Genomic DNA, 19,387 nt, shown 5'->3' on the forward strand with positions numbered 1-19,387 from the left:
CTTTGAATTATGAGGCAAATTACTTTTTGACACAGATTTTTTTGCTATGGCTTTCGATGGATGATCTACGAAACGATGACGAATAGCCTGTGGGCCAAAAGCTACTTACGTAGCAGGCTGCTCTAGACCAACTCAAGCGAGAGCTTGAGCCAACAAGCGCCCCCACCACCACCCTCTGCAAAAAAACGAGCTCTGCCAATCCTAGTAAGCTAGGCTCTACTGAACTCACTTATGAATGCTTGCGATAGGCATGAGTCGCAGGTTTTTTTTCAGCTTTTTGGCACACCCTTTGACCACGAACGACGATGCGTTGGTAGGTTAAGCCTTCTGTAGTGCAGCTCCTTGATAAACAAGTCATCGATCAATTGGCGTACTGTGCAGGCCCGTGACCCAGAATGCTTCTGCAAAGCCAGCGCTAGATCATTGATGGTCAATCGAACAGGCGCGCAACCTTTCTCAAGCCGCTGACGATTGAAATCGACTTCAAGCGCATGTAGCTGCGTTTTCCAATCGTCAGCTGGTAGCAAAGGCTTCAAGAAAAATAGCATCACGCACTGTGGAGCTAACTGATTCGACCTGGTGACTTTGACCAAGTGCCCCAGCAGCGATCCTCTCCAGGCCGTTTTAAACCTTGAGATGTAAGAAGAGGCTGTCTTGAAACACGCCATGTAGGCATGCACAGACGAGTACTCAGTTGACACTACGGCCTCTGTCGTTTGCTGCTGGTCAACGAAGCCTTCAAGCATGTTCATCTCTACGAGCAGCGTGACAGCGCCAGAAATATCACTTTCAAGATAGCGCACATACTTGTCGATAGATCGCTTTGTTTTGAGCATCTCCACGTAGAGATGCCTATTGAGGGTACAAGAGTACGGCCTGCTCATCCATCGCAATGCTGCTGTCAAAGCTCTTTGCAGTTGAGCGACATCTTCTTTGCTCAGCTGTCGGCCATCCACAAAATCCCTGTTTTGCCTGGTACGCACTTGGGCAGCTGATACGGCGAACGTGGCACGGAACAAACTGATGTAGGAGCTTTGGAGATAGACCCTGTCGTCATTCCAGCCCAACGGAATCCTTTGGCTAAGGTATTGCTCCAAAAGGTCTGCACAAAGTAAGAGCCTGCTGCCAAGCTCCGTAACCACAGCACTTTGGGACGTTTCACCCCACTCGAAGTGGGGCCCAGCAATCTTTAAAAGCAATCCCATGTAGGTATGCATAGCCACACAGAGTGCTAGCTGGTCATCCTGCTGAAATTGCATTACTTTGAGAGCGATCCGTCCTGTGCCAGCCAGCGACTTCAAGCGCTCATCCGTCCCCCTGCCACGCCCCTGCTCGACAGAGTAATACTTCACGAGCAAACCGACATTAGCTTCCGTGGCATCCAGAAGGCTTTTCTTTTTTGTCAGTCTTTCAGGCACGTGCAATTGGTGTCTCGCTAAGCGTATGGGTCTACCGTAGCTTCGTACGTAAGACGCCCTCGTTTTTTGTGTAAATGCTGCACTTGCAACAGGCTATGCAGCGTTGCCATAGCGTCAGTCTATGTGAAGCCCTCTCGATTTCCTGAGTCAGTCAGAAGTAGAGGTTTAAGAAAAGTTTGACACGGTACTCGGCCGGTGGGATTCGGCAAAGGGCTTCATGAGGTCGATGGTGGCTGCAGCAGGCTAGCCAGAGGCTGCTTTGCAGCGATTGCTGCAGATCACGTCTGCAAATCGTAGTACCGCTTTCTGCCAGGTAGCAGCCCACCCAGTGGCACTGCTTTCGGTCCTCAATAGCTGCTTTGGAGTGAGTAACGGTCAGTGAGGAAAAGGTCAGTCAATATGGTGCTGAATTTCAGCTATCACGGGAGATCTAGTGGTGCTATCGCATGGGCCCTGCCGCTCATTTCAAGTGTCTGGCTGACATTCGAACCTTCCCCTTGCGCTGCGCTTGGGGTAGGCAGTCATTCGGCAATGTCACGTGATGTCAAGACTTTGGCGTCTTGGGTCATTTCTGCACTCTCCGATGTACGGCACAGTTGATCGTTGACTGATCTCTGAGGAACGTACAGATGAATACTTCGTCCAAGCGCTTGATCACTGCAGCCAAGGTCGGCAGCCTTTCGTTTGCGACTCATGCTGCAGAGACGGGCCTCCCTTACGCGAGCACCCGATTTCTGCCTGTAGATGAAGGCCATATTGCCTACGATGACACAGGCGGCAGTGGCCCACTGGTTCTGGCCGTTCCAGGGATGGGTGATCTGCGTTCAGAATACCGGGCGCTGCGACCGCTGCTTCAGCAGGCCGGATATCGCGTCGTCACCATGGATGTTCGTGGACACGGGGACACGACAGCGCGTTGGCGTGACTATTCCGCGCATGCCGTCGGCCGTGATGCTTTGGCACTGATTGACCATTTGAACGCAGGCCCCGCAGTGATCCTGGGCAATTCATTTGCTGCGGGATCTGCGTTGTGGGCGGCCCACGATGCGCCAACAAAAGTACGTGCCGTCGTGCTGTTAGGGCCCGTGGTGCGTGACGGACAGCCATCATGGTTCGCCAAGACCGCCGTTGCCGTAGGTTTTGCTGGACCTTGGCGTGTGCCTTTCTGGCTGGCATTTTGGAACAGCCTATTTCCGTCTCAAAAGCCAGAGGACCACGCCGAAGCCAAAGCTGCGCTCGCCGCCAATCTCAGAGAGCCTGGTCGCATGGAGGCGTTGCGCATGATGATCGGCCTATCCAAAGCCGATACCGCCGCTATCGTCGAGCAAAGCCGTGTGCCAGCGCTGGTGGTGATGGGCACGAAGGATCCCGACTTTCCCGATCCTGTAGTCGAAGCGCGGTGGTTAGCATGTGCTCTTGGCTCCATCCCTCTGATCGTTGAAGGAGCAGGCCATTACCCGCATCTAGAGATGCCTGAGCGCGTGGCACCAGCACTACTGAGCTTTCTTGCACGCATCGGCACGAAGTGACTCATGTTTGCTTGCCGCAGACACCCATATGGGTTTAGAGGCTCAGTGCCGGGAACGCCGAGCAGCCGCGGGGGTTATCCCAGTCCAGCGTTTGAAGGCGCGGTGGAAAGAGCTAGGGTCTGCAAAGCCCAGCAGGTAGGCCACCTCACCCAGTGCAAGGTGCTCATCGGCGATGTAGCGCATGGCCAGCTCACGTCGCACTTCGTCCATCAAGTAGGCAAAGCGTGTGCCTTGATCATCGAGTCGACGCTGAAGGCTGCGTTCGCTCAGGTTCAGGCACCGAGCCACTGCCTGCAGCGATGTCTGTCCGTGGGCCATGCCTTCGGCCAGTTGTCGTCGCACCAACGTGACAATATTCTCTGGTGGACACTGGCTGGCTGCGAGCAGTTGCTCGGCATGGGCCATGACAATCCGCGACAAACCTGGATCGGCAGCAGGTACCGGGCGGTCCAACAGCTCGCTGGGCAGCACCAGACAAGACACAGAACACTTGACACGGGGTGTAACTCCAAAGACCTCTCGGTACGTCTCGAGCTTGTCCAGTGCTGCATGCGCGAACTCGACGCTCAGCGCCTGCACCGGTTCACCGCAGAGCTGAGACGCAACCACCACCAGCGAGGCCAACGTGAACTCTGCGGCCTGCGGACATGGCCGCACGCCTACCACGTCAAATCTGTGCTCGATCCGTGTGGTTTCACCAATCGGGATGATCTCGAAAGTCGCGAGGTCGTGCAGAAGGCGGTTGTAACGTGCCAGTCGCTGCAGGGCCGTGCGCAAGTCGGGCGCGGTACGCACGGCGTAATCCAGCACATCGAACTCTCCCGGGCGGATCAGACCTGCGGCAAACAAGCCAAACGATGGTTTGTGGGTCAAGTCCGCTGCGCGCGCCCACAGGTGCTCCTCCACCGCAAGCGGCATGCGTGCTTCAGGATCACTCAGCCATTCGGCGTTAAATCCTGTGCTGGACATCAAGTGTGCAGGCTGTACGCCCAAGACGCTGGCACGATGAATGATCAGAGCTCCAATTCGGGCGGAAACTTTTGGACTAGAGGTGCGCGTCGTCATCGTCGGTGCATGTACATCTAAAGGAGTCAATACCCGAAGCACATTCTCTCTTGTGTTTGGGCAGGGCTTCATCACCATTCAAGCCACTGTCTCACCGATTGCAGATGCCGCGTCTCAAGTCAAGCCTCGCCATCAGGCGTCTCTCTACCTGAGCCTTTTGCGTCGCGCACGGTGATGGTCACTTGTGCTTCTTCGCCTCTACGACCTACAGCACCACGCAACAACCGTGACGTCGCTCATCAGATTCACACGTCAGTGCACATTCTCTGCCGACCACGTCAAGGGCATGACCAGCCACGCAACGGAGTTTGGATCCTGCGCTATTCATGTTTAGAAAGCCACGCTGTTGTTATCAGGCAATGAGTTTGACCCTGACGTGACGTCAGACTTGAGGATTGTCTTCATGCAAACAATCGACTCTGAAATCACATCAAACGACCATTCTCGATACGCCGGCGATTTCCAGTCTTGGCTTCAAGATACGCTGAACGCTTTCTCAACTGGACAAGGTGCCTCAGTGCCGTGCGGCGACTGCAAGGCTTGCTGTCGGGCCGGGTATTTCATTCCGGTTCACCGGCAGGAGTGGTCCACCCGTGCGGCCATTCCCGCGCGCTTGCTCGTCACACCTCCCGCCCACTGCGACGATGGCAACTACCAACTGATCAGCACGACCCGGCGCGGTCACTGTGCGTTACTCAAACAAGGTGCCTGCTCCATCTACCGCGAGCGGCCACAGACATGCCGCGACTACGACTGTCGGCTTTTTGCGGCATCGGGGCTTCTGTCTGGCCATGGCGAAATTGACCAACAAATCGCCCGCTGGCGCTTTCACTACGGCAACGAGGAAAGCAGGCGTACGCACGCGGCCATCCGGGCAACGGCAGGCTTTGTCATCAACCACGCAGGGGCGTTCCCAGAAGGGCGCGTTCCCCAGCGGCCCGCCGACATCGCTGTGGTGGCCATCAAGGCACATCGGGTCTTTCTTGACGCCATAGTGCAAAGTGGTGCCCCAGAAACCATTGCCAAATCCATTGTGCAGGCTTGCCGCGCCTTTGATACGACAGCTCGCCTCGCGTTCAGGATGACACCCACCGCATGAGGCCTCCTTTGAAATCATCGAATTTGACAGTTGGCGAGGTCGCCCGGCGTACCGGCCTGACGGTGCGAACGCTGCACCACTACGACGCGATTGGGCTGGTTCAACCCAGTGGCAGGAGTGAGTCGGGCTACCGGCTCTACAACGCGCGTGACATCGAGCGCCTGCACGCGGTCACGTCCCTCAAACAACTCGGTTTGAGCCTGGATGCCATTGGTGTGGCGTTGGCCGGGAGCGGCATCGCCCCACTTGAGTTGGTTGGCCGTCAGATCATGGAAACGGAGCGCGCGATCGAGCAGGCACGGGCGCTGAAAGAAAACTTGCAGCTGCTGCACGATACCTTGCTCACCAACAACGGCGGGGAGGACAACACTGAGGCCTTGCTGGCAGGCGTGCACTTGCTGACGAGCTACCAACGCTTTCTTCCGGGGCATGGCATACGCAAACTACTGGGTAAATGGCGCCAAGAGCGGCCACGCTGGGAGCCTCTCGCCGCAGCCCTCAGCCGCTGTCAAAGCTCTGATGCGCCCGTTGACATGCCAGAAGTGCAACGCCTGGCGCAGCAGTGGATGAACGTGGCCATGGCCGTCTTCGGCGGTCAACTGCGCACCGTCTTGCAATGGGCACAGATGCACTGCCAAGCCCCGGAGACGGCTGCCCATGCCGGGCTGGATCCGGCAATGCTCACGTACTTGGAGCGGGCGATTGGCGCACGCATGGCCGCGCTGGAGCGACACCTGAGTGCCGAAGACCTGGCACGACTGGATGGCTCCTTAGGCCCGGAGTGGGAGAAGTTCGCCGCCGACGGACACGCTTTGCTGCAGGCAGGCACCTTGCCGAACACGCCAGAGGCAGGCGTGCTGCAGGCGCGCTATCTGGATCTGCTTGCCAGAACCGTGCGCCACGACGCAGCGCTGGCCGAGAAGATGCGCCAAGCCTATGTTGCCGAGCCCATCTTGGCCCATGGGCATTTCGTTTCGCCTGAGCTTCGCGCTTATCTCGCTCAAATCACCCCTTGACTCTCACGCTACGTGAGGTTCGAAAGTGCGGTTTTTACTCACTGGAGATCCTGACGATGCACAACCTACCCACGCCTTCCGCCCCCTGTCCGAGCCCATCGGCATTGCGCGTTGCCACCGCGCGTGCCTTGCACCAGTTGCTGGAGCAGCAGCGCGTGTTGGAAGACCCGTTCGCACTGAGCTGTCTCGGGCCACAAACCGCCGCTGCCCTGATGCTGGACCCGGATGCCCACAACGACGTGACGGCCCGATCACTGCGCGCCGGGATTGTGGTGCGCTCAAGGTTTGCTGAAGATCGCCTGCTCAAAGCCATCGCCTTGGGGAGCCGCCAGTACGCCGTCATCGGTGCGGGGCTGGACACCTGGGCCCTGCGAGCCGCGCTGGCACTGCCTGCCATCGACGTGTTTGAGCTTGACCAGCCAGCCATGCAGGCGTGGAAGCAGGGCGTGTACGCCGAAAACGGTTGGGCAACGCCTGCTCGACTCCACTGGGTGTCGGCCGACTTGCGCGAAGTCACGGTAGATGATGCGCTCACCCAGGGGGGCGTCGACATGTCTGCCCCCACGGTCGTGTCGATACTTGGCGTGCTGGTGTACCTCCACCCAGCGGCTGTCGAGCGCACGATCCATGCGCTGCGCACGTTGCCCATCGGCTCGACACTCATCATGGATTACCGTCTGGACGAGCAGTGCCTGCCTCCCATCGAGCGAACGATGATGCAGTTCACTGCGCATGTCATGGCGGCCGGGGGCGAGCCCTGGCAGTCATCGGGCACGCCCGAACAGATGAAGGCTTTGCTGGCGATAGCTGGATTCGATGTCGAAGAGGATCTAGGCCCTGCAGAACTCAATCACCGCTACCTTGCACGACGTCGTGATGGGCTGCAGATCGCCGGTGGCGGCTTCCGCTACCTCAGTGCTATCAAGGCCCGCTGATGGTGCGCCGCTACGACCTCGTCATGTTTGATCTGGATGGCACCCTGGCCGACTCGTTGGGCTTCTTCATACGTACGCACAATCTGCTGTCAGCCAAGTACCACTTCCAGCCCATCCAACCGCATGAGGTCGAGCTGCTGCGGCAGCGTTCGCCGCGCGAAATCATGGATCACCTCGGACTGCCAAGGTGGAAGCTGCCATTTGTTGCTCGGGATTTCGTGCGTTTGATGCGTCTGCACGGCCAGCAAGTGTGCATGTTCGCCGGGGTGGAGCGGGTTCTGCGCGACCTCCATGCACATGGACTCCAGCTGGCAGTTGTCAGTTCCAACTCGGTAGAGAACTGCCTACGCATTCTCGGCGAAGACCTGTGTCTCTTGATGTCATGCATCGACGGCGGCGCTTCGCTTTTCGGCAAGCGCACGAGAATTCTTCGCGTGATGAAGAAACTTAGCATTCAACCGGGACAGGCGATCTACGTGGGCGACCAGTTGACCGATGCTGATGCGGCCCGGGCGGCGAGCGTGGCTTTCGGTGCGGTGTGTTGGGGGTATGGTGCACCGCAGGGTTTGGCTCAAACTTCGCCCGAGGTGACATTTGAGACTGTTGATGCACTACGGTTGTTGGCCTGCAATACGCAGCCAGACGCGCACGTCCACTGATTAGTCTGGGCGAGCCAGCAATGAGCGCCATGCTCGTCAACAAGCCTTCAGTCAGCGCCCATATGGCTCGCTCAGCTGCGGCAGGCGGTTGCCGCTGGTAGCCTCATATCGCTTTTCATCGCCTCGGCCCAGCATGCTGCACCTGCACCCCTGCATGGGGTAATCAGTAGTGACCGCTCGCTATTGATAGTGAGGATGCTTTACGGCGGCCTGAAAGAAGAGGTGCTAATCAGGTGTGGGCTCATAACTCTGCTCGCCTGCGTGGGCCCGCTCCCCGGCCCTCTATTGCCGTCATACCACGACAGCTGCCGTTCGGCCTAACGCCGCGACCAAACACCACGAGTCGATATCACCGCTTGAACGCATGCAAAAGCAGTCATTCGGACTGGGACTGTTTTCACTGACCGCTTTGAGGCGTACAGCGGACCTGCAAGGAATGCTCAGTGCAAAGACTGCTGATCTTGCCCCCGTGGTACCAGTCATTGCCCTTGTTGAGTTGAACGACAGCAATCAGCCTGAAGTTGTCACCTGCGCGGATAGATGGGAAGACTGCTCGTGGCAGAGTCGAGCACATCAGCACTCGGAACCGTGGGCAGAGTTGCTGCTGCATGGGCGCGGCTTGGCTTAAGCTTGCCAAACCAAGCAAGAACAATAAAAAAACAATTCATCTTTTTTTTATCGAATACCCTAAGTTTTTTCTCATGAAAAGTACATAAACTGCGTCTATTGTTTTTTTTCTGTACTCAAATGAAATTCGCAGTTTTAGGTGGTGGCATGGTGGGCTCCTGCTACACGCAGGCACTATTGCAGCAAGGCCATGTACTCGTAGGCCTGTGTGACTTACAGCCGAGCAATCAGATAAGCACCACGGTTCAAGAGGCAGGTGCACAGATCCACAATGCACCCGGAGCGTGGCTGTCCGATGCAGATGTGGTGCTAAGCGCAGTTTTTGGCACTGTGGCGCACGAAATATTTCGTGCCAGCCTCGGGCACTTGAAGCGAGGCACTCTGTACGTCGACATGACGACCGCTGACCCTCTTGAGATGAAAGCTTGTGCTGCGTTGGCCAGAGAGGCGCAAGTCGATTTTGTGGATGTAGCTATCACCGGAGCCGTGAATTTGGGCGGCGCCAAGACGCCTTTGTTGCTGGCTGGCGAGCAAGCTCAAGCTGTTCAAGAACTTTATGCCCCTTTCGGAGGCTCTGTAAGAGTCGTTGGCAGCAACCCCGGCGAAGCCGCTTCACTCAAGCTGCTACGAAGCATCTTCACGAAAGGCATGGAGGCACTCGCCGTTGAGTGCTTGGGAACTGCCGAGGCTATGGGGCTACGAGAGCAGTTGTATGTGGTGCTGGAAGATATTGACCAAACGCCATTACGTTCACTGATGGAGTCGATGGTTCAAACCCACATCCCGCATTCAGGCCGCCGCAGAAACGAAGTGATCGAGGCTCAGCATCAGATCAAAGCGCAGGGCCTGCTGCCTATCGTCTCTCCAGGAGTTGAGGCCATGTTTGCTGCGACAGCGCAGGCACAGGCCACGCATCCGTACTCGGGCACCTCAATCACAGACGCTCTGCACTGGCTTAACAACAGGGTGCTTGCTAGCAAATGAAACCAGAAGCACGGTAGTGCTCAACCTATTCACAAAAGGAGACACGAATGAAATTAACACGACGGGCTGTGGCTTTGGGCTGTTTGCTGGGCATAGCTGGCGTTGGATCTGCCTGGGCAGAGAGCAACTATCCGCAACGCCCCATCAAATTCATCGTCCCATTCCCAGCAGGCGGCGGTACTGACAACTTGACGCGATTGGTTAGCATGAAACTGACGGAGACCTATGGGTGGACCGTCGTGGTTGAAAACAAGCCGGGTGCTGGTGGGAATGTTGCATTGGATCAGACCGCCAAGTCGCCTGCGGATGGACTTACCCTGGTGATGGCCCAAACCGATAACGTTGTTCTCAATCCGTTGCTGTACTCGAAGTTGAGCTACAACCCTGACAAAGATCTACGATCCGTTGCCTTGGTAGCAGCGGGGCCAGCCGTGCTCGTGGTCAAAGCCGACTCACCATACAAGTCCCTGGACGATATTGTGCAGGCAGCCAAACAGAGTCCCTGGAAGCTCACATTTGCATCACCTGGGACAGGAACCATCTCGCACCTGATTAGCGAAGCTTGGCAGAAAAGCTCAGGTGTGAAATTCACCCACGTGCCATTCCGTGGCATGGCGCAAGCAATGCCAGATTTGCTTGGCGGTCGTGTGGACATGTACATGGGTTCGATTCCTACGTTGCTGTCTCACATCCAGTCCGGCAAGGTTCGCGCAATCGGTGTCACTACAGCACAGCGCTCCAAGCTGCTGCCTGAAGTGCCGACCTATACCGAGTCAGGTATCAAGGGGGTCGAATTGGCAAGCGTCTGGGGGGTGATGGCACCAGCAGGTACACCAGACGCCATCGTGCGCCAACTCAATGAAGCAATCAACAAGGTGGTACTTGCACCGGACACAAGCAAAAAGATTGTCGAGTCCGGTGCTGAACTGATCACTGGAACCCCAGAAGAAATGACCAAGCTGTACGCCAGTGACCGGGCTCGCTTGGCACCCATCGTCAAGAGCTCCGGAACGACCCTTGACTAACTTTTGAATAGAGATTCCTATGATTGGTTGTCAAATCCTCAAGCGCAAGCGCGCTGTCAGTCTGCAGCTTGCACAGCAATTCTTAAAAGTCCCTGTAGCAAATGTGAGCGATTGCATGTCGCGAATGACTGCAGGGGGAGCCCGCATTCGCCCTATGCATGACGGTACACCGATGGCAGGGCCGGCCCTAACCATTAAAACCCGACCAGGCGACAACTTGATGATTCACAAGGCCCTGAAGCTGGCCAAGCCCGGAGACATCATCGTGGTTGATGCTGGCGGCGATCTCACCAACGCCTTGATTGGTGAGATCATGGTCGGTGAAGCCAAACTCAGAGGTCTTGGCGGCATTGTGATAAACGGAGCTGTGCGCGACAGCGCCGTTTTGCGCAAAGATAATTTTCCTATCTTTGCTGCGGGGGTCACGCACCGTGGACCCTACAAAGATGGTCCTGGTGAGATCAACGTGCCGATTGCCATAGACGGCATGGTGATTGAGCCTGGAGACTTGGTAATCGGTGACGATGATGGCTTGTTGTGCGTGCCGTATGACCAAGTCGAAAGTATCTTGGCAGCTGCTCATGGCAAACAGGAAATAGAGGCCAAGATGGTTGCAGATATCGCCAGTGGAACATATGACGCAGCATGGATTGATGCTGCGCTGAAGCGCGCTAATTGCGCCGTTGAAGCGTGATCAACGTGCGGTGTAGGTGATCATTTCAAGCAAAGGCCGCCTCGAGGCGGCCTTTGTCTCTTGTGCGGATCTACTTAGAGTTGAGAAAACTTAGACGCGACGATTGCGCATAAAGCGATGACGAGACATTTGCAAGTGCAGCTGCATCACTTGCTTGGCTAAGTCACCATCTTTTGCAGCCACTGCCATGGTTAGATCGCGGTGATGGTGGAGGCTTTGCTCCATATCACTACGAGAGTAGAGCTGAAACGAGCGAGTAATCACTGGCATGTCGATCATGGTCCCAAGCATGTTGATCAAACGCTGGGACCCACTGGCCTCAAGGAGAGTGTGGTGGAACGCCCTATTTGCATCTTGCACCATAGTTGCCATATCAGGCGTGTCGCTGCTGATTGCTTCTTGCATCTTGGCGTTGCTTGATTCCAGCCTCTCCAGAATTTGTGGCGTGCAGCGCTCAGCAGCAAGCTGGGCCGCATAAGGTTCAAGCAAAAGGCGCAACTGAAACACTTCCTCAATGTCCCATTGCGTCCAAGCCGCTACCTGGATGCCGCGGCCAGTATCTGCTGTTGCAAGGCCATCTTCCACCAACTTGCGTAACGCAGCACGAATTGGGGTACGGCTCGTACCGAATTCCTCGGCCAGAGGTTCTTCCTTAAGCTGTGTTCCAGGCTGATAGTACCCAGCGACAAGCCGCAGTTTCAATTGGTCATATGCCTTGAGCTTTCCGGTTGTCATCTAATTTTTTGCAAGTTTTTTGTCATTCTAGGGTATGCCACGAACAGGCAATTCGTTCAAAGATACCTGTGCTGGATCAGCTTAGATGTACCCACCTATGAGGCGACGTTGAGGAAATTCGAGTGACTAACACCTCTGCTGTAAGGGTCGAGGCGTCTAGTTAAACCTAGGCGATTTACGCAGGGCACATGCGCGCATTGGCGAACGTTTCAACACAGGCGCCGCAATTTGCGTTGTGCTAGCAGGTACCCTTGTCAAGTACGTAAATCTTTATGTCAATACTCACCTCTGCCTTGTGCGGAGTGTCCCGCGTGCAGCAACAATCGCCGCCAATGCAGCTTGTGCAGCGCCCATGGCGGCTGTGGTGATCTTACGGAACGTCATGGCATTTAAGACTTCCAGATTGGCTATGATGCGCTCGACTAGTGCAGGGTCATAGTCATCGAGGTTCACCTCGTCGTGACCAGCACAGCCTTATCTTTGATTGCCAGCATATGCAGATCAATTGCAGGAGCTGGCACTCAACGCCATGCGATGACTGATCCGCTTGTACTGACCGCTGACCGCTGCACAGCGGGCGACCATCCATCCAAGGCGATTGACGGGTTTGGGTCGGCAGCACTAGTTCGCAGCTTAGAAGAGCTACCGTTCAGGTTGTCTAGCGCACTGCGATGCAGCCACTTTCCGGTTTGAGGTGCATATCCGACGCCTGGAAAAATAGCAAGTCAACGTCTGGTATTGGCGGCGGCAGTCACAGGCTTACCAAATCTCAGCGGCGGCAACCAGCCTGAAGCCGACTTCTGACTCCTCTGTTGGTTTCGCAGCAATTGCTGCTGCTCATTTATTTCGGGCGAAAAACGGAGCAATTGCACATATCTATCATCTAGAGCATTAAAGCAGCCGCCCCCTCAATAACTGGTTTCAGGCGAACCGTAGCCGTTGTCCAAGTGCCAGAATTTAGTGATCGTGACGGCAGCGTGCAGAAGCTGCTTGTCCAGCGCACCTCGGCGTAAGCCTCAGTAAAAATTCTTGAAAACGTCATTTGGGCATGACATACATCTAGGTAGCCACATGCTGATTGGCTCCCATGAGCAATACAGTAGACCAATCTTTGTGGCATGTAAGGAGTACAGATGAACGCTATTCCTAGATGGTCGCCCAGCATGAGCGTGCGAGACCCTGTGCTGGATGCTCAACACATTGAGTTGCTGGAACTGTGTCGTACGGTACTAGAGTTGATGCAGCACGACATATACAAAGGTGATCTGTGCATACAGCGGTTGGAAGAAATCTCCCATGTGCTGCGCGAGCACGACTGTTTAGAGGCCAGCAAACTTCTGGCTCGCGGAGAGCACTTACCTGACCAACTTCGCCTCAATCGCGCCATGGCCCAACAACAGCTCGAGGAACTGGCTCTTACCGTCAACATGCACGATATGCCACAGGCCAAATTCCAAATGTTGCTTTGCAACTGGATTCAGTACCACCTTCACTGAAAGACCAAGCGTTCGCTAACATGGGGTGTGGCAAGTGCTAACGCTGCCTTCAATCTGCGGACACTTAAGACGCCTTAGCGGCCTTCTGAACCTTGGCAGACGACCGTGAAACCGGTTTGCGCGGTTTTGCTTGCGTTTCCTCTGTCTTGGCAGGGCGTCCGGTTTTGATGGACGGCACGGCTTGCAGAGCTTGCAGCAAGTGCTGATCATTGAGGCTGGACAACAGCTTGAGCCCCGCGCGCAACAGCTCGCTCTTCTTGACGATGTGCCCCTGTTGAGCTGCACGCAATTTCAGCTCGTCAATTGCAGCGTATTCGTCCTTGGGGACGGTGAAGCTGTCACGCACCAGCTTGGGCTTCTTGAATTTGGCATCGACGGTAGCCGTAGTCAAAGTGGCAGCAGGAGCGGCGGTGGGGACAATTGCTGATTTAGTAGCTGGTTTTTTTTCGCTTGTGGTCTTGTCGACAACAACAGCAGCCTTGGATGCGACGGGTTTGGTTTTGTGAACTGGCATTGATGGCTCCTCAATAAACTATACATACTGTTTATACAGTTTCTGAGGTGGCTGTGCCAGCACTGAACCCAGAGCAATTCGCGCCGTGCATTAAATGCTGCGCTGGTTGACCCGCTTGGACAGCTGCTCTGCGCTTTCTCGGCGCTCACTGTAGCGATTGACCAGATAGTCCGCACAGTCTCTGGTCAGAAGCGTGAACTTGATCAACTCCTCCATCACGTCCACCACGCGCTCGTAATATGACGAGGGCTTCATACGGCCAGCTTCATCGAACTCCATGAATGCTTTGGCCACGGAAGATTGATTAGGGATGGTGAGCATGCGCATCCAGCGGCCAAGCACACGCATCTGGTTGACCGCGTTGAAGGACTGCGATCCCCCGCACACTTGCATGACAGCCAAGGTCTTGCCTTGGGTCGGACGCACGGCGCCCACGGACAGTGGAATCCAGTCGATCTGTGCTTTCAGAATGCTGGTCATTGCACCATGGCGCTCGGGCGAGGTCCACACCATGCCTTCTGCCCATTGCGCAAGCTGCCGCAGCTCTTGCACCTTGGGGTGGCTTTCAGGGGCATCGTCAGGCAAGGGCAAACCGCGGGGGTCAAAGATTTTGGGCTCAGCCCCCATCTTGCTCAGCAGTCGCGCAGCCTCTTCGGTCAACAGTTGACTGTAAGAACGCTCACGGGCCGACCCGTACAGCAGCAAAATGCGCGGCGGATGACTCGCTCGCGCAGTGGGCAGCAACCGGGCAAGATCCGGGACATCAAACAAGTCGTTGTCGATATTGGGCAAGTCAGGGTTTAGCAACACGTTGTCCTTTCGAGTCGATGACGGCCTCTCCGTCTTCCTTGGAAAAGGCACCCTGCTGGGGCTGTGGCAGGATATCCAGCACCACCTCGGAAGGACGGCACAAACGGGTTCCCAGTGGCGTCACCACAATCGGGCGATTGATCAAGATGGGGTGCTGCAGCATGAAGTCGATCAGCTGTGCATCGCTCCACTGCGTGTCTGCCAGGCCCAGCTCATCGAACGGAGTGCCTTTTTGGCGCAAGACGTCGCGCACTGGGATGCCCATGGCTGCTACCAATTGCTCCAGCGTTTCACGGTCTGGTGGCGTCTTGAGATATTCAATGACCGTTGGCTCTTCGCCGCTGTTACGAATCAGGCTCAACACATTGCGCGAGGTGCCGCATGCAGGGTTGTGATAAATGGTGATTGTGCTCATGCAATGGCCTCTTTGAGACATTCAAGGTAGGTGGCAAAGGATCTGGACTGTTGGGAGAAACAGTCGTTGGGAGCGTCAAGCAGCAAAACGTGCACGGGTGCGGTTGGCAAATGCCACCAGGGACAACATCACCGGCACTTCGACCAGCACGCCCACCACCGTAGCCAATGCGGCGCCTGAATTCAGGCCAAACAGTCCAATCGCTACTGCCACTGCCAATTCAAAGAAGTTGGACGTTCCAATCATGGCGCAGGGTGCAGCAATCGCATGTGGCAAGCGCCACAACCAGGCCCAGGCATAGCCCAGTGCAAAGATGGCATAAGACTGGATGAGGATCGGAACAGCGATGATTGCAATCAAGGTGGGTTGCGCCAATATCACAGGCCCCTGAAAGCCAAACAGCAGCACCACGGTGAGCAGCAGCCCTAGCATGGAAGCCGGCTTGATGCGTGCTGTGAAGTCCGAAACTGCAGACTCTCCACCCCGTGCGATCAAGCGCTTGCGCGTCCACCAACCAGCCATCAGCGGCAGCACGATGTACAGCACCACGGACAAAATCAGCGTTTCCCAAGGGATGGCGATTTCGGTCACGCCCAGCAGCAGCGCCACGATGGGAGCAAATGCCACCACCATCACCAAATCGTTGACCGACACCTGCACCAGTGTGTAGTTCGGATCACCCTTGGTCATCTGCGACCAGACAAACACCATGGCGGTGCATGGTGCTGCGCCCAGCAAGATCAATCCGGCGATGTATTGCTGGGCATCACCTGACGGGATCACTCCGGCAAACACGTACTCAAAGAAAAGCACCGCCAACGCAGCCATGGTGAAGGGTTTGATCAGCCAGTTGATCACCAGCGTGATGACCAAACCCTTTGGCCGCTGGCCTACTGCTTTGAGCGAGCCCAAGTCGATGGCAATCATCATGGGGTACACCATGGCCCAGATGAGCACGGCGACGATGAGGTTGACCGAGGCGTATTCGATGGACGCTAGTGTGCTGAACAGCCCAGGCATGAGGTTACCCAAAGCCAGTCCAGCCAGGATGCACAGTGCCACCCAAAGCGTCAGGTAGCGCTCAAAAATGCCCATAGGTGAGGTTGATCGATTCATGCCGCTTTCCAGTTCGCCAAGGCTCGCAGGCGCTCAGCCCCCACAGGTTCTTCCGTCAACAGTGGCACCACCGCATACCGCTGGGCATGCTGGGTAGCGACTGCCTTGATTTCGTGCAGCTCGTTGCGCGCACGCTGGCGCAACAAGGCAGACTGCGGGTGAGCAGCTGCCACACTGTTGTTGATGACCCAGGCCCAAGGCTCAATGCCGGCGCGGCGCAAGTCGGCCTGCAAGTTGGCAGCCTCCAGCACGGGCGTTGTTTCTGCCAAGGCCACAATCACCACCTTGGTTTGCTTGGGGTCCTGCAGCTGCATCATCGGGGTTGTGAAGTGCAGGCCCGTCTCCCCCATTTGCCGAGCGATGTCGCGGTGGTAAGCCCCCGTGGCATCCAGAAGCAGCAAGGTATGGCCCGTAGGAGCTGTATCCATCACCACGAATTTCTTGCGCCCTTCGCGAATGGCTCGCGAAAAAGCTTGAAACACGGCGACCTCTTCGGTGCAGGGCGAGCGCAGGTCCTCTTCCAGCAAAGCTCGACCTTCGGCATCCAGCTTCGCGCCCTTGGTCTCCATCACGTGTTGTCGGTAGCGCGCGGTAGCCTCATGGGGATCAATGCGGCTGAGCGCCAAATTGGGCAGCGCTCCTTCCAGCGTGTCAGCCAAATGTGCAGCAGGGTCAGACGTGGTCAGATGCACAGGCAGGCCTCGGGATGCCAGCTCCACAGCAATGGCTGCAGCCAGCGTGGTCTTGCCCACGCCACCTTTGCCCATCACCATGACCAGCCCATGACCATCGGCCGCGATGTCGTTGACCAGCGCCGACAAATCTGGCGCATTCAGCCGCTCTGGCAGCTCAATGCTTTCAGCACTCGGGGCTGGGCCAGCATCGGTCAGCAGATGGCGCAAGGCATCCAGCCCCACAAGGTTGAAAGGTTTGAGCTCAATCTGATCGCGTGGCAAGGCCTGCAGCGCCTGGGGAATAGCAGCCAGTGTCGCTTGCTCTCTGGCATAAATCGCTGCGGCCAACGGGTCGGTTTGCGCCTCGTTTGCAGGAAATACGCCGTTGATCACCAGATGCTGCTGCGTCAGACCGATAGCCGCCAGCTCTTCGTGGGTACGTGCTGCTTCGCGTAATGTCGTGCGCTGCGCACGTGCCACCAACACCAGGCGCGTGCGCTGAGAATCTGCCAGAGCATCAACAGCGGCTTTGTACTGGCTGCGTTGTTTTTCCAATCCAGCCAAAGGTCCCAGGCATGATGCGTCGCCCTTACCCGCTTCCAAAAAGCCACTCCATGCTCCTGGCAGCTGCAACAAGCGAATGGTGTGCCCCGTGGGCGCTGTATCAAAAATAACGTGCGCGTAATCGTGGATCAGTGAACTGTCGGTCAACAGCGCCGTGAACTCATCAAAGGCGGCAATTTCCGTGGTGCATGCCCCAGACAGCGACTCTTCAATGCCTTTGACTACGTCATCTGGCAACACCCCGCGCACCGGGCCGGCAATGCGGTCACGGTAAGCCTGTGCAGCCGCTTGCGGATCAATTTCCAGCGCCCACAAATTGGGGACCGCGCCAATGGCCGTGATGTGGTTTCCGATCCGCTCATCAAACACTTGGCCTACGTTGGAAGCCGGATCGGTGCTCACGAGCAGTACACGCTGACCTTCTGACGCCAGTTGCACGGCTGTTGCACACGCGATAGAGGTCTTGCCTACGCCGCCCTTGCCAGTAAAAAAGAGAAAGCGTGGTGGTTGTTTCAGAAAATTCATCAGGCCTCCTTTGTTAGCAGCAACGGCCACCCGAGCAGCAACCGCTCTGGTTGAAAGACGGGGAGGAGATCTCGATACCAGCCCAGCGTGCAAGTTCAGCACGCGTGGGATAACGGCCTGCCAGCGCAAACTCTCCACCCACTAGCACCAAAGGCAGCGAATCCTGGCCCGAGCGTTCCAGAAAGCCTTTAACGATGGTGTTCTGAGCAAAAGCCATCGGCTGCTGGGCAAGGTTGAAGCGCTCAATGTGCGCGCCGTTTTGCTTGGCCCAGTCCGCGTCAGCCGCAAAACTCACCAGCTGTTGGTCCACTTCAACGCCGCACACGCCGGTGCTGCAGCACAGCGCAGGATCAAAAATCTGAATACTTGGCATGGGATGTCCTTTCATTCCAGATTGGATGGACTTACTGTTCCTGGCCGATCTTGCGAAGCTCGCTTTGCAGCGACATCGCATCCAGACGGTGAAGGGGCAAAGACAACAACAGCTCGATACGACGTCGCAGCATCATTGCTGTGTCCCTGAATGCCTTGACCTGCTGCTCTTCGGTGCCTGTCACTGCTGCTGGATCGGGCAGACCCCAGTGCGCCGAGACTGGGTTGCCTGGCCAAAGCAGGCAGACTTCGCCAGCTGCGTTATCACAGACAGTAAAAATGAAGTCGAACACGGGTGCTTGAGGCGCCACAAATTCGTCCCAACTCTTGCTGCGATAACCCGTGTCCGGCATGTGCAATCGCTTCAGCGTTGCGAGTGCCTGCGGATGAACTTCGCCTTTGGGGTGACTGCCGGCAGAAAACGCACGAAACTTTCCTTTACCCAGTCCATTCAGGATGCCCTCCGCGAGAATGGAGCGGGCAGAGTTGCCGGTGCAGATGAACAGTACGTTGTAAGTGGCGTCTGTGGACATGGTTTGCTTTCTCAGCAGCAGTGGGGATGGGTCGACATACAGGCCTGTTGAGCCCTAGCTAGTCGCATTTGCACAAGGCAGCCTGGTTGGGCATACAGACAGCGCCTTGGCAGCAGTTCTCAGTGAGATAGGTCAGCAGGTCATTCATCGTGGGAAAAGCTGCGCGATACACCAGATTGCGCCCCTGCCGCTCCTGCGTGACCAGCTCTGCATGAGCCAGCTCTTTCAGGTGAAAAGACAGTGCATTAGGCGCAACGCCCAACTGCTCAGCCAAAGCGCTTGGAGTGAGGCCCTTCTGGCCAGCTACAACCAACGCACGAAACACTCTCAACCGTGCTTCGTGGGCCAAGGCGGACAGGGAACGGATGACGTTGGCTTCTTTCATGAATTGAAAGTACAACAAATATTGAATTAATAGTCAATTCAAGCCACTTCTTCTACGTTTGTTGATTTCCACCCAGAAGTGACCCACTAGCCCCCGGCGGGGATGCGGATAAAAACTTGGACTGGTTTTATGCGGCTAGACCAAGTTTTTGCCGGTATTGCACAGGGCTCAAACGCCCCAGAGATACCTTGATACGT

At 56.3% G+C, this 19,387-nt stretch carries 21 protein-coding genes; 9 read left to right on the forward strand and 12 right to left on the reverse strand.

What is annotated here, in order from left to right:
- Positions 1-269: 269 nt before the first annotated feature.
- Positions 270-1,424 (reverse strand): hypothetical protein, encoded by a 1,155-nt coding sequence (locus FYM52_RS03150; RefSeq protein ID WP_162524638.1) that lies wholly within the window; start codon positions 1,422-1,424, stop codon positions 270-272.
- Between the two features lie 623 nt (positions 1,425-2,047).
- Between FYM52_RS03150 and FYM52_RS03155 the strand changes: the two genes are divergently transcribed.
- A complete protein-coding gene (locus FYM52_RS03155) occupies positions 2,048-2,947 on the forward strand; it encodes an alpha/beta fold hydrolase (RefSeq protein ID WP_154163053.1) in 900 nt (299 codons plus the stop codon).
- Between the two features lie 42 nt (positions 2,948-2,989).
- Here the strand turns inward: FYM52_RS03155 and FYM52_RS03160 are convergent, their stop codons facing one another.
- The gene (locus tag FYM52_RS03160) at positions 2,990-4,090 is read right to left on the reverse strand and encodes an AraC family transcriptional regulator (protein WP_154163054.1); all 1,101 of its coding nucleotides are present in this window, start codon (positions 4,088-4,090) and stop codon (positions 2,990-2,992) included.
- 325 nt (positions 4,091-4,415) lie between these two features.
- Between FYM52_RS03160 and FYM52_RS03165 the strand changes: the two genes are divergently transcribed.
- The 7 genes from FYM52_RS03165 to FYM52_RS03195 all read left to right on the forward strand — a co-directional run bounded on the left by FYM52_RS03165 (position 4,416) and on the right by FYM52_RS03195 (position 11,051).
- A complete protein-coding gene (locus tag FYM52_RS03165; protein WP_154163055.1) occupies positions 4,416-5,111 on the forward strand; it encodes a YkgJ family cysteine cluster protein in 696 nt (231 codons plus the stop codon).
- Positions 5,112-5,119: 8 nt separating this feature from the next.
- Positions 5,120-6,127 (forward strand): MerR family transcriptional regulator, encoded by a 1,008-nt coding sequence (locus FYM52_RS03170; RefSeq protein ID WP_162524640.1) that lies wholly within the window; start codon positions 5,120-5,122, stop codon positions 6,125-6,127.
- A gap of 56 nt (positions 6,128-6,183) precedes the next feature.
- On the forward strand, positions 6,184-7,062 hold the full coding sequence (locus FYM52_RS03175) for a class I SAM-dependent methyltransferase (protein WP_152668646.1): 879 nt from the start codon (positions 6,184-6,186) through the stop codon (positions 7,060-7,062).
- Positions 7,062-7,721, forward strand: coding sequence for an HAD hydrolase-like protein (locus tag FYM52_RS03180; protein WP_154163057.1), 660 nt, complete (start codon positions 7,062-7,064; stop codon positions 7,719-7,721). Before FYM52_RS03175 ends, FYM52_RS03180 begins: the two co-directional genes overlap by 1 nt.
- 747 nt (positions 7,722-8,468) lie before the next feature.
- On the forward strand, positions 8,469-9,332 hold the full coding sequence (locus tag FYM52_RS03185) for an NAD(P)-dependent oxidoreductase (protein WP_154163058.1): 864 nt from the start codon (positions 8,469-8,471) through the stop codon (positions 9,330-9,332).
- A 47-nt stretch (positions 9,333-9,379) separates the two neighbouring features.
- On the forward strand, positions 9,380-10,357 hold the full coding sequence (locus FYM52_RS03190; RefSeq protein ID WP_077344756.1) for a tripartite tricarboxylate transporter substrate binding protein: 978 nt from the start codon (positions 9,380-9,382) through the stop codon (positions 10,355-10,357).
- A gap of 19 nt (positions 10,358-10,376) precedes the next feature.
- Positions 10,377-11,051 carry an RraA family protein gene (locus tag FYM52_RS03195; RefSeq protein ID WP_077344757.1) on the forward strand — a complete coding sequence of 225 codons (675 nt, stop codon included), beginning with the start codon at positions 10,377-10,379 and terminating at the stop codon, positions 11,049-11,051.
- A gap of 90 nt (positions 11,052-11,141) precedes the next feature.
- Here the strand turns inward: FYM52_RS03195 and FYM52_RS03200 are convergent, their stop codons facing one another.
- Both FYM52_RS03200 and FYM52_RS03205 read right to left on the reverse strand, forming a co-directional pair.
- Entirely contained in the window at positions 11,142-11,786 is a 645-nt protein-coding gene (locus tag FYM52_RS03200) for a GntR family transcriptional regulator (protein WP_154163059.1), read from the reverse strand.
- Positions 11,787-12,068: 282 nt separating this feature from the next.
- Positions 12,069-12,239, reverse strand: coding sequence for a hypothetical protein (locus FYM52_RS03205; RefSeq protein ID WP_154163060.1), 171 nt, complete (start codon positions 12,237-12,239; stop codon positions 12,069-12,071).
- Positions 12,240-12,919: 680 nt separating this feature from the next.
- Between FYM52_RS03205 and FYM52_RS03210 the strand changes: the two genes are divergently transcribed.
- The gene (locus FYM52_RS03210; protein WP_154163061.1) at positions 12,920-13,282 is read left to right on the forward strand and encodes a hypothetical protein; all 363 of its coding nucleotides are present in this window, start codon (positions 12,920-12,922) and stop codon (positions 13,280-13,282) included.
- 64 nt (positions 13,283-13,346) lie between these two features.
- Here FYM52_RS03210 and FYM52_RS18845 read toward each other — a convergent pair whose 3' ends face one another.
- The 8 genes from FYM52_RS18845 to FYM52_RS03250 all read right to left on the reverse strand — a co-directional run bounded on the left by FYM52_RS18845 (position 13,347) and on the right by FYM52_RS03250 (position 19,190).
- Positions 13,347-13,796: a hypothetical protein gene (locus FYM52_RS18845; RefSeq protein WP_238826089.1), complete on the reverse strand. Its 450-nt coding sequence runs from the start codon at positions 13,794-13,796 to the stop codon at positions 13,347-13,349.
- A gap of 90 nt (positions 13,797-13,886) precedes the next feature.
- Positions 13,887-14,603, reverse strand: a complete 717-nt coding sequence (arsH, locus tag FYM52_RS03220) for an arsenical resistance protein ArsH (RefSeq protein WP_154163062.1) — start codon at positions 14,601-14,603, stop codon at positions 13,887-13,889.
- The gene (gene arsC, locus FYM52_RS03225) at positions 14,590-15,021 is read right to left on the reverse strand and encodes an arsenate reductase (glutaredoxin) (RefSeq protein ID WP_154163063.1); all 432 of its coding nucleotides are present in this window, start codon (positions 15,019-15,021) and stop codon (positions 14,590-14,592) included. Before arsC ends, arsH begins: the two co-directional genes overlap by 14 nt.
- Before the next feature lie 75 nt (positions 15,022-15,096).
- Positions 15,097-16,116 (reverse strand): ACR3 family arsenite efflux transporter, encoded by a 1,020-nt coding sequence (arsB, locus tag FYM52_RS03230; RefSeq protein ID WP_154163083.1) that lies wholly within the window; start codon positions 16,114-16,116, stop codon positions 15,097-15,099.
- Between the two features lie 17 nt (positions 16,117-16,133).
- Positions 16,134-17,900 carry an arsenical pump-driving ATPase gene (gene arsA, locus FYM52_RS03235; protein WP_154163064.1) on the reverse strand — a complete coding sequence of 589 codons (1,767 nt, stop codon included), beginning with the start codon at positions 17,898-17,900 and terminating at the stop codon, positions 16,134-16,136.
- A gap of 13 nt (positions 17,901-17,913) precedes the next feature.
- On the reverse strand, positions 17,914-18,273 hold the full coding sequence (gene arsD / locus FYM52_RS03240) for an arsenite efflux transporter metallochaperone ArsD (RefSeq protein ID WP_154163084.1): 360 nt from the start codon (positions 18,271-18,273) through the stop codon (positions 17,914-17,916).
- Positions 18,274-18,304: 31 nt separating this feature from the next.
- On the reverse strand, positions 18,305-18,805 hold the full coding sequence (locus FYM52_RS03245; protein WP_154163065.1) for an arsenate reductase ArsC: 501 nt from the start codon (positions 18,803-18,805) through the stop codon (positions 18,305-18,307).
- A 58-nt stretch (positions 18,806-18,863) separates the two neighbouring features.
- A complete protein-coding gene (locus FYM52_RS03250; protein ID WP_154163066.1) occupies positions 18,864-19,190 on the reverse strand; it encodes a helix-turn-helix transcriptional regulator in 327 nt (108 codons plus the stop codon).
- Positions 19,191-19,387: the final 197 nt, after the last annotated feature.

This window comes from Comamonas sp. CAH-2, assembly GCF_009668305.1.
GTDB classification, from domain to species: domain Bacteria; phylum Pseudomonadota; class Gammaproteobacteria; order Burkholderiales; family Burkholderiaceae_C; genus Comamonas; species Comamonas aquatica.

Excerpts from the sequence above, each read along its gene's own strand:
- FYM52_RS03155 (WP_154163053.1), top strand. The coding sequence starts at position 2,048 with ATGAATACTTCGTCCAAGCGCTTGATCACTGCAGCCAAGGTCGGCAGC.
- FYM52_RS03160 (WP_154163054.1), bottom strand. The coding sequence starts at position 4,090 with ATGGTGATGAAGCCCTGCCCAAACACAAGAGAGAATGTGCTTCGGGTA.
- FYM52_RS03165 (WP_154163055.1), top strand. The coding sequence starts at position 4,416 with ATGCAAACAATCGACTCTGAAATCACATCAAACGACCATTCTCGATAC.
- FYM52_RS03175 (WP_152668646.1), top strand. The coding sequence starts at position 6,184 with ATGCACAACCTACCCACGCCTTCCGCCCCCTGTCCGAGCCCATCGGCA.
- FYM52_RS03180 (WP_154163057.1), top strand. The coding sequence starts at position 7,062 with ATGGTGCGCCGCTACGACCTCGTCATGTTTGATCTGGATGGCACCCTG.
- FYM52_RS03185 (WP_154163058.1), top strand. The coding sequence starts at position 8,469 with ATGAAATTCGCAGTTTTAGGTGGTGGCATGGTGGGCTCCTGCTACACG.
- FYM52_RS03190 (WP_077344756.1), top strand. The coding sequence starts at position 9,380 with ATGAAATTAACACGACGGGCTGTGGCTTTGGGCTGTTTGCTGGGCATA.
- FYM52_RS03195 (WP_077344757.1), top strand. The coding sequence starts at position 10,377 with ATGATTGGTTGTCAAATCCTCAAGCGCAAGCGCGCTGTCAGTCTGCAG.
- FYM52_RS03200 (WP_154163059.1), bottom strand. The coding sequence starts at position 11,786 with ATGACAACCGGAAAGCTCAAGGCATATGACCAATTGAAACTGCGGCTT.
- FYM52_RS03210 (WP_154163061.1), top strand. The coding sequence starts at position 12,920 with ATGAACGCTATTCCTAGATGGTCGCCCAGCATGAGCGTGCGAGACCCT.
- FYM52_RS18845 (WP_238826089.1), bottom strand. The coding sequence starts at position 13,796 with ATGCCAGTTCACAAAACCAAACCCGTCGCATCCAAGGCTGCTGTTGTT.
- arsC (WP_154163063.1), bottom strand. The coding sequence starts at position 15,021 with ATGAGCACAATCACCATTTATCACAACCCTGCATGCGGCACCTCGCGC.
- arsB (WP_154163083.1), bottom strand. The coding sequence starts at position 16,116 with ATGGGCATTTTTGAGCGCTACCTGACGCTTTGGGTGGCACTGTGCATC.
- arsA (WP_154163064.1), bottom strand. The coding sequence starts at position 17,900 with ATGAATTTTCTGAAACAACCACCACGCTTTCTCTTTTTTACTGGCAAG.
- arsD (WP_154163084.1), bottom strand. The coding sequence starts at position 18,273 with ATGCCAAGTATTCAGATTTTTGATCCTGCGCTGTGCTGCAGCACCGGC.
- FYM52_RS03245 (WP_154163065.1), bottom strand. The coding sequence starts at position 18,805 with ATGTCCACAGACGCCACTTACAACGTACTGTTCATCTGCACCGGCAAC.
- FYM52_RS03250 (WP_154163066.1), bottom strand. The coding sequence starts at position 19,190 with ATGAAAGAAGCCAACGTCATCCGTTCCCTGTCCGCCTTGGCCCACGAA.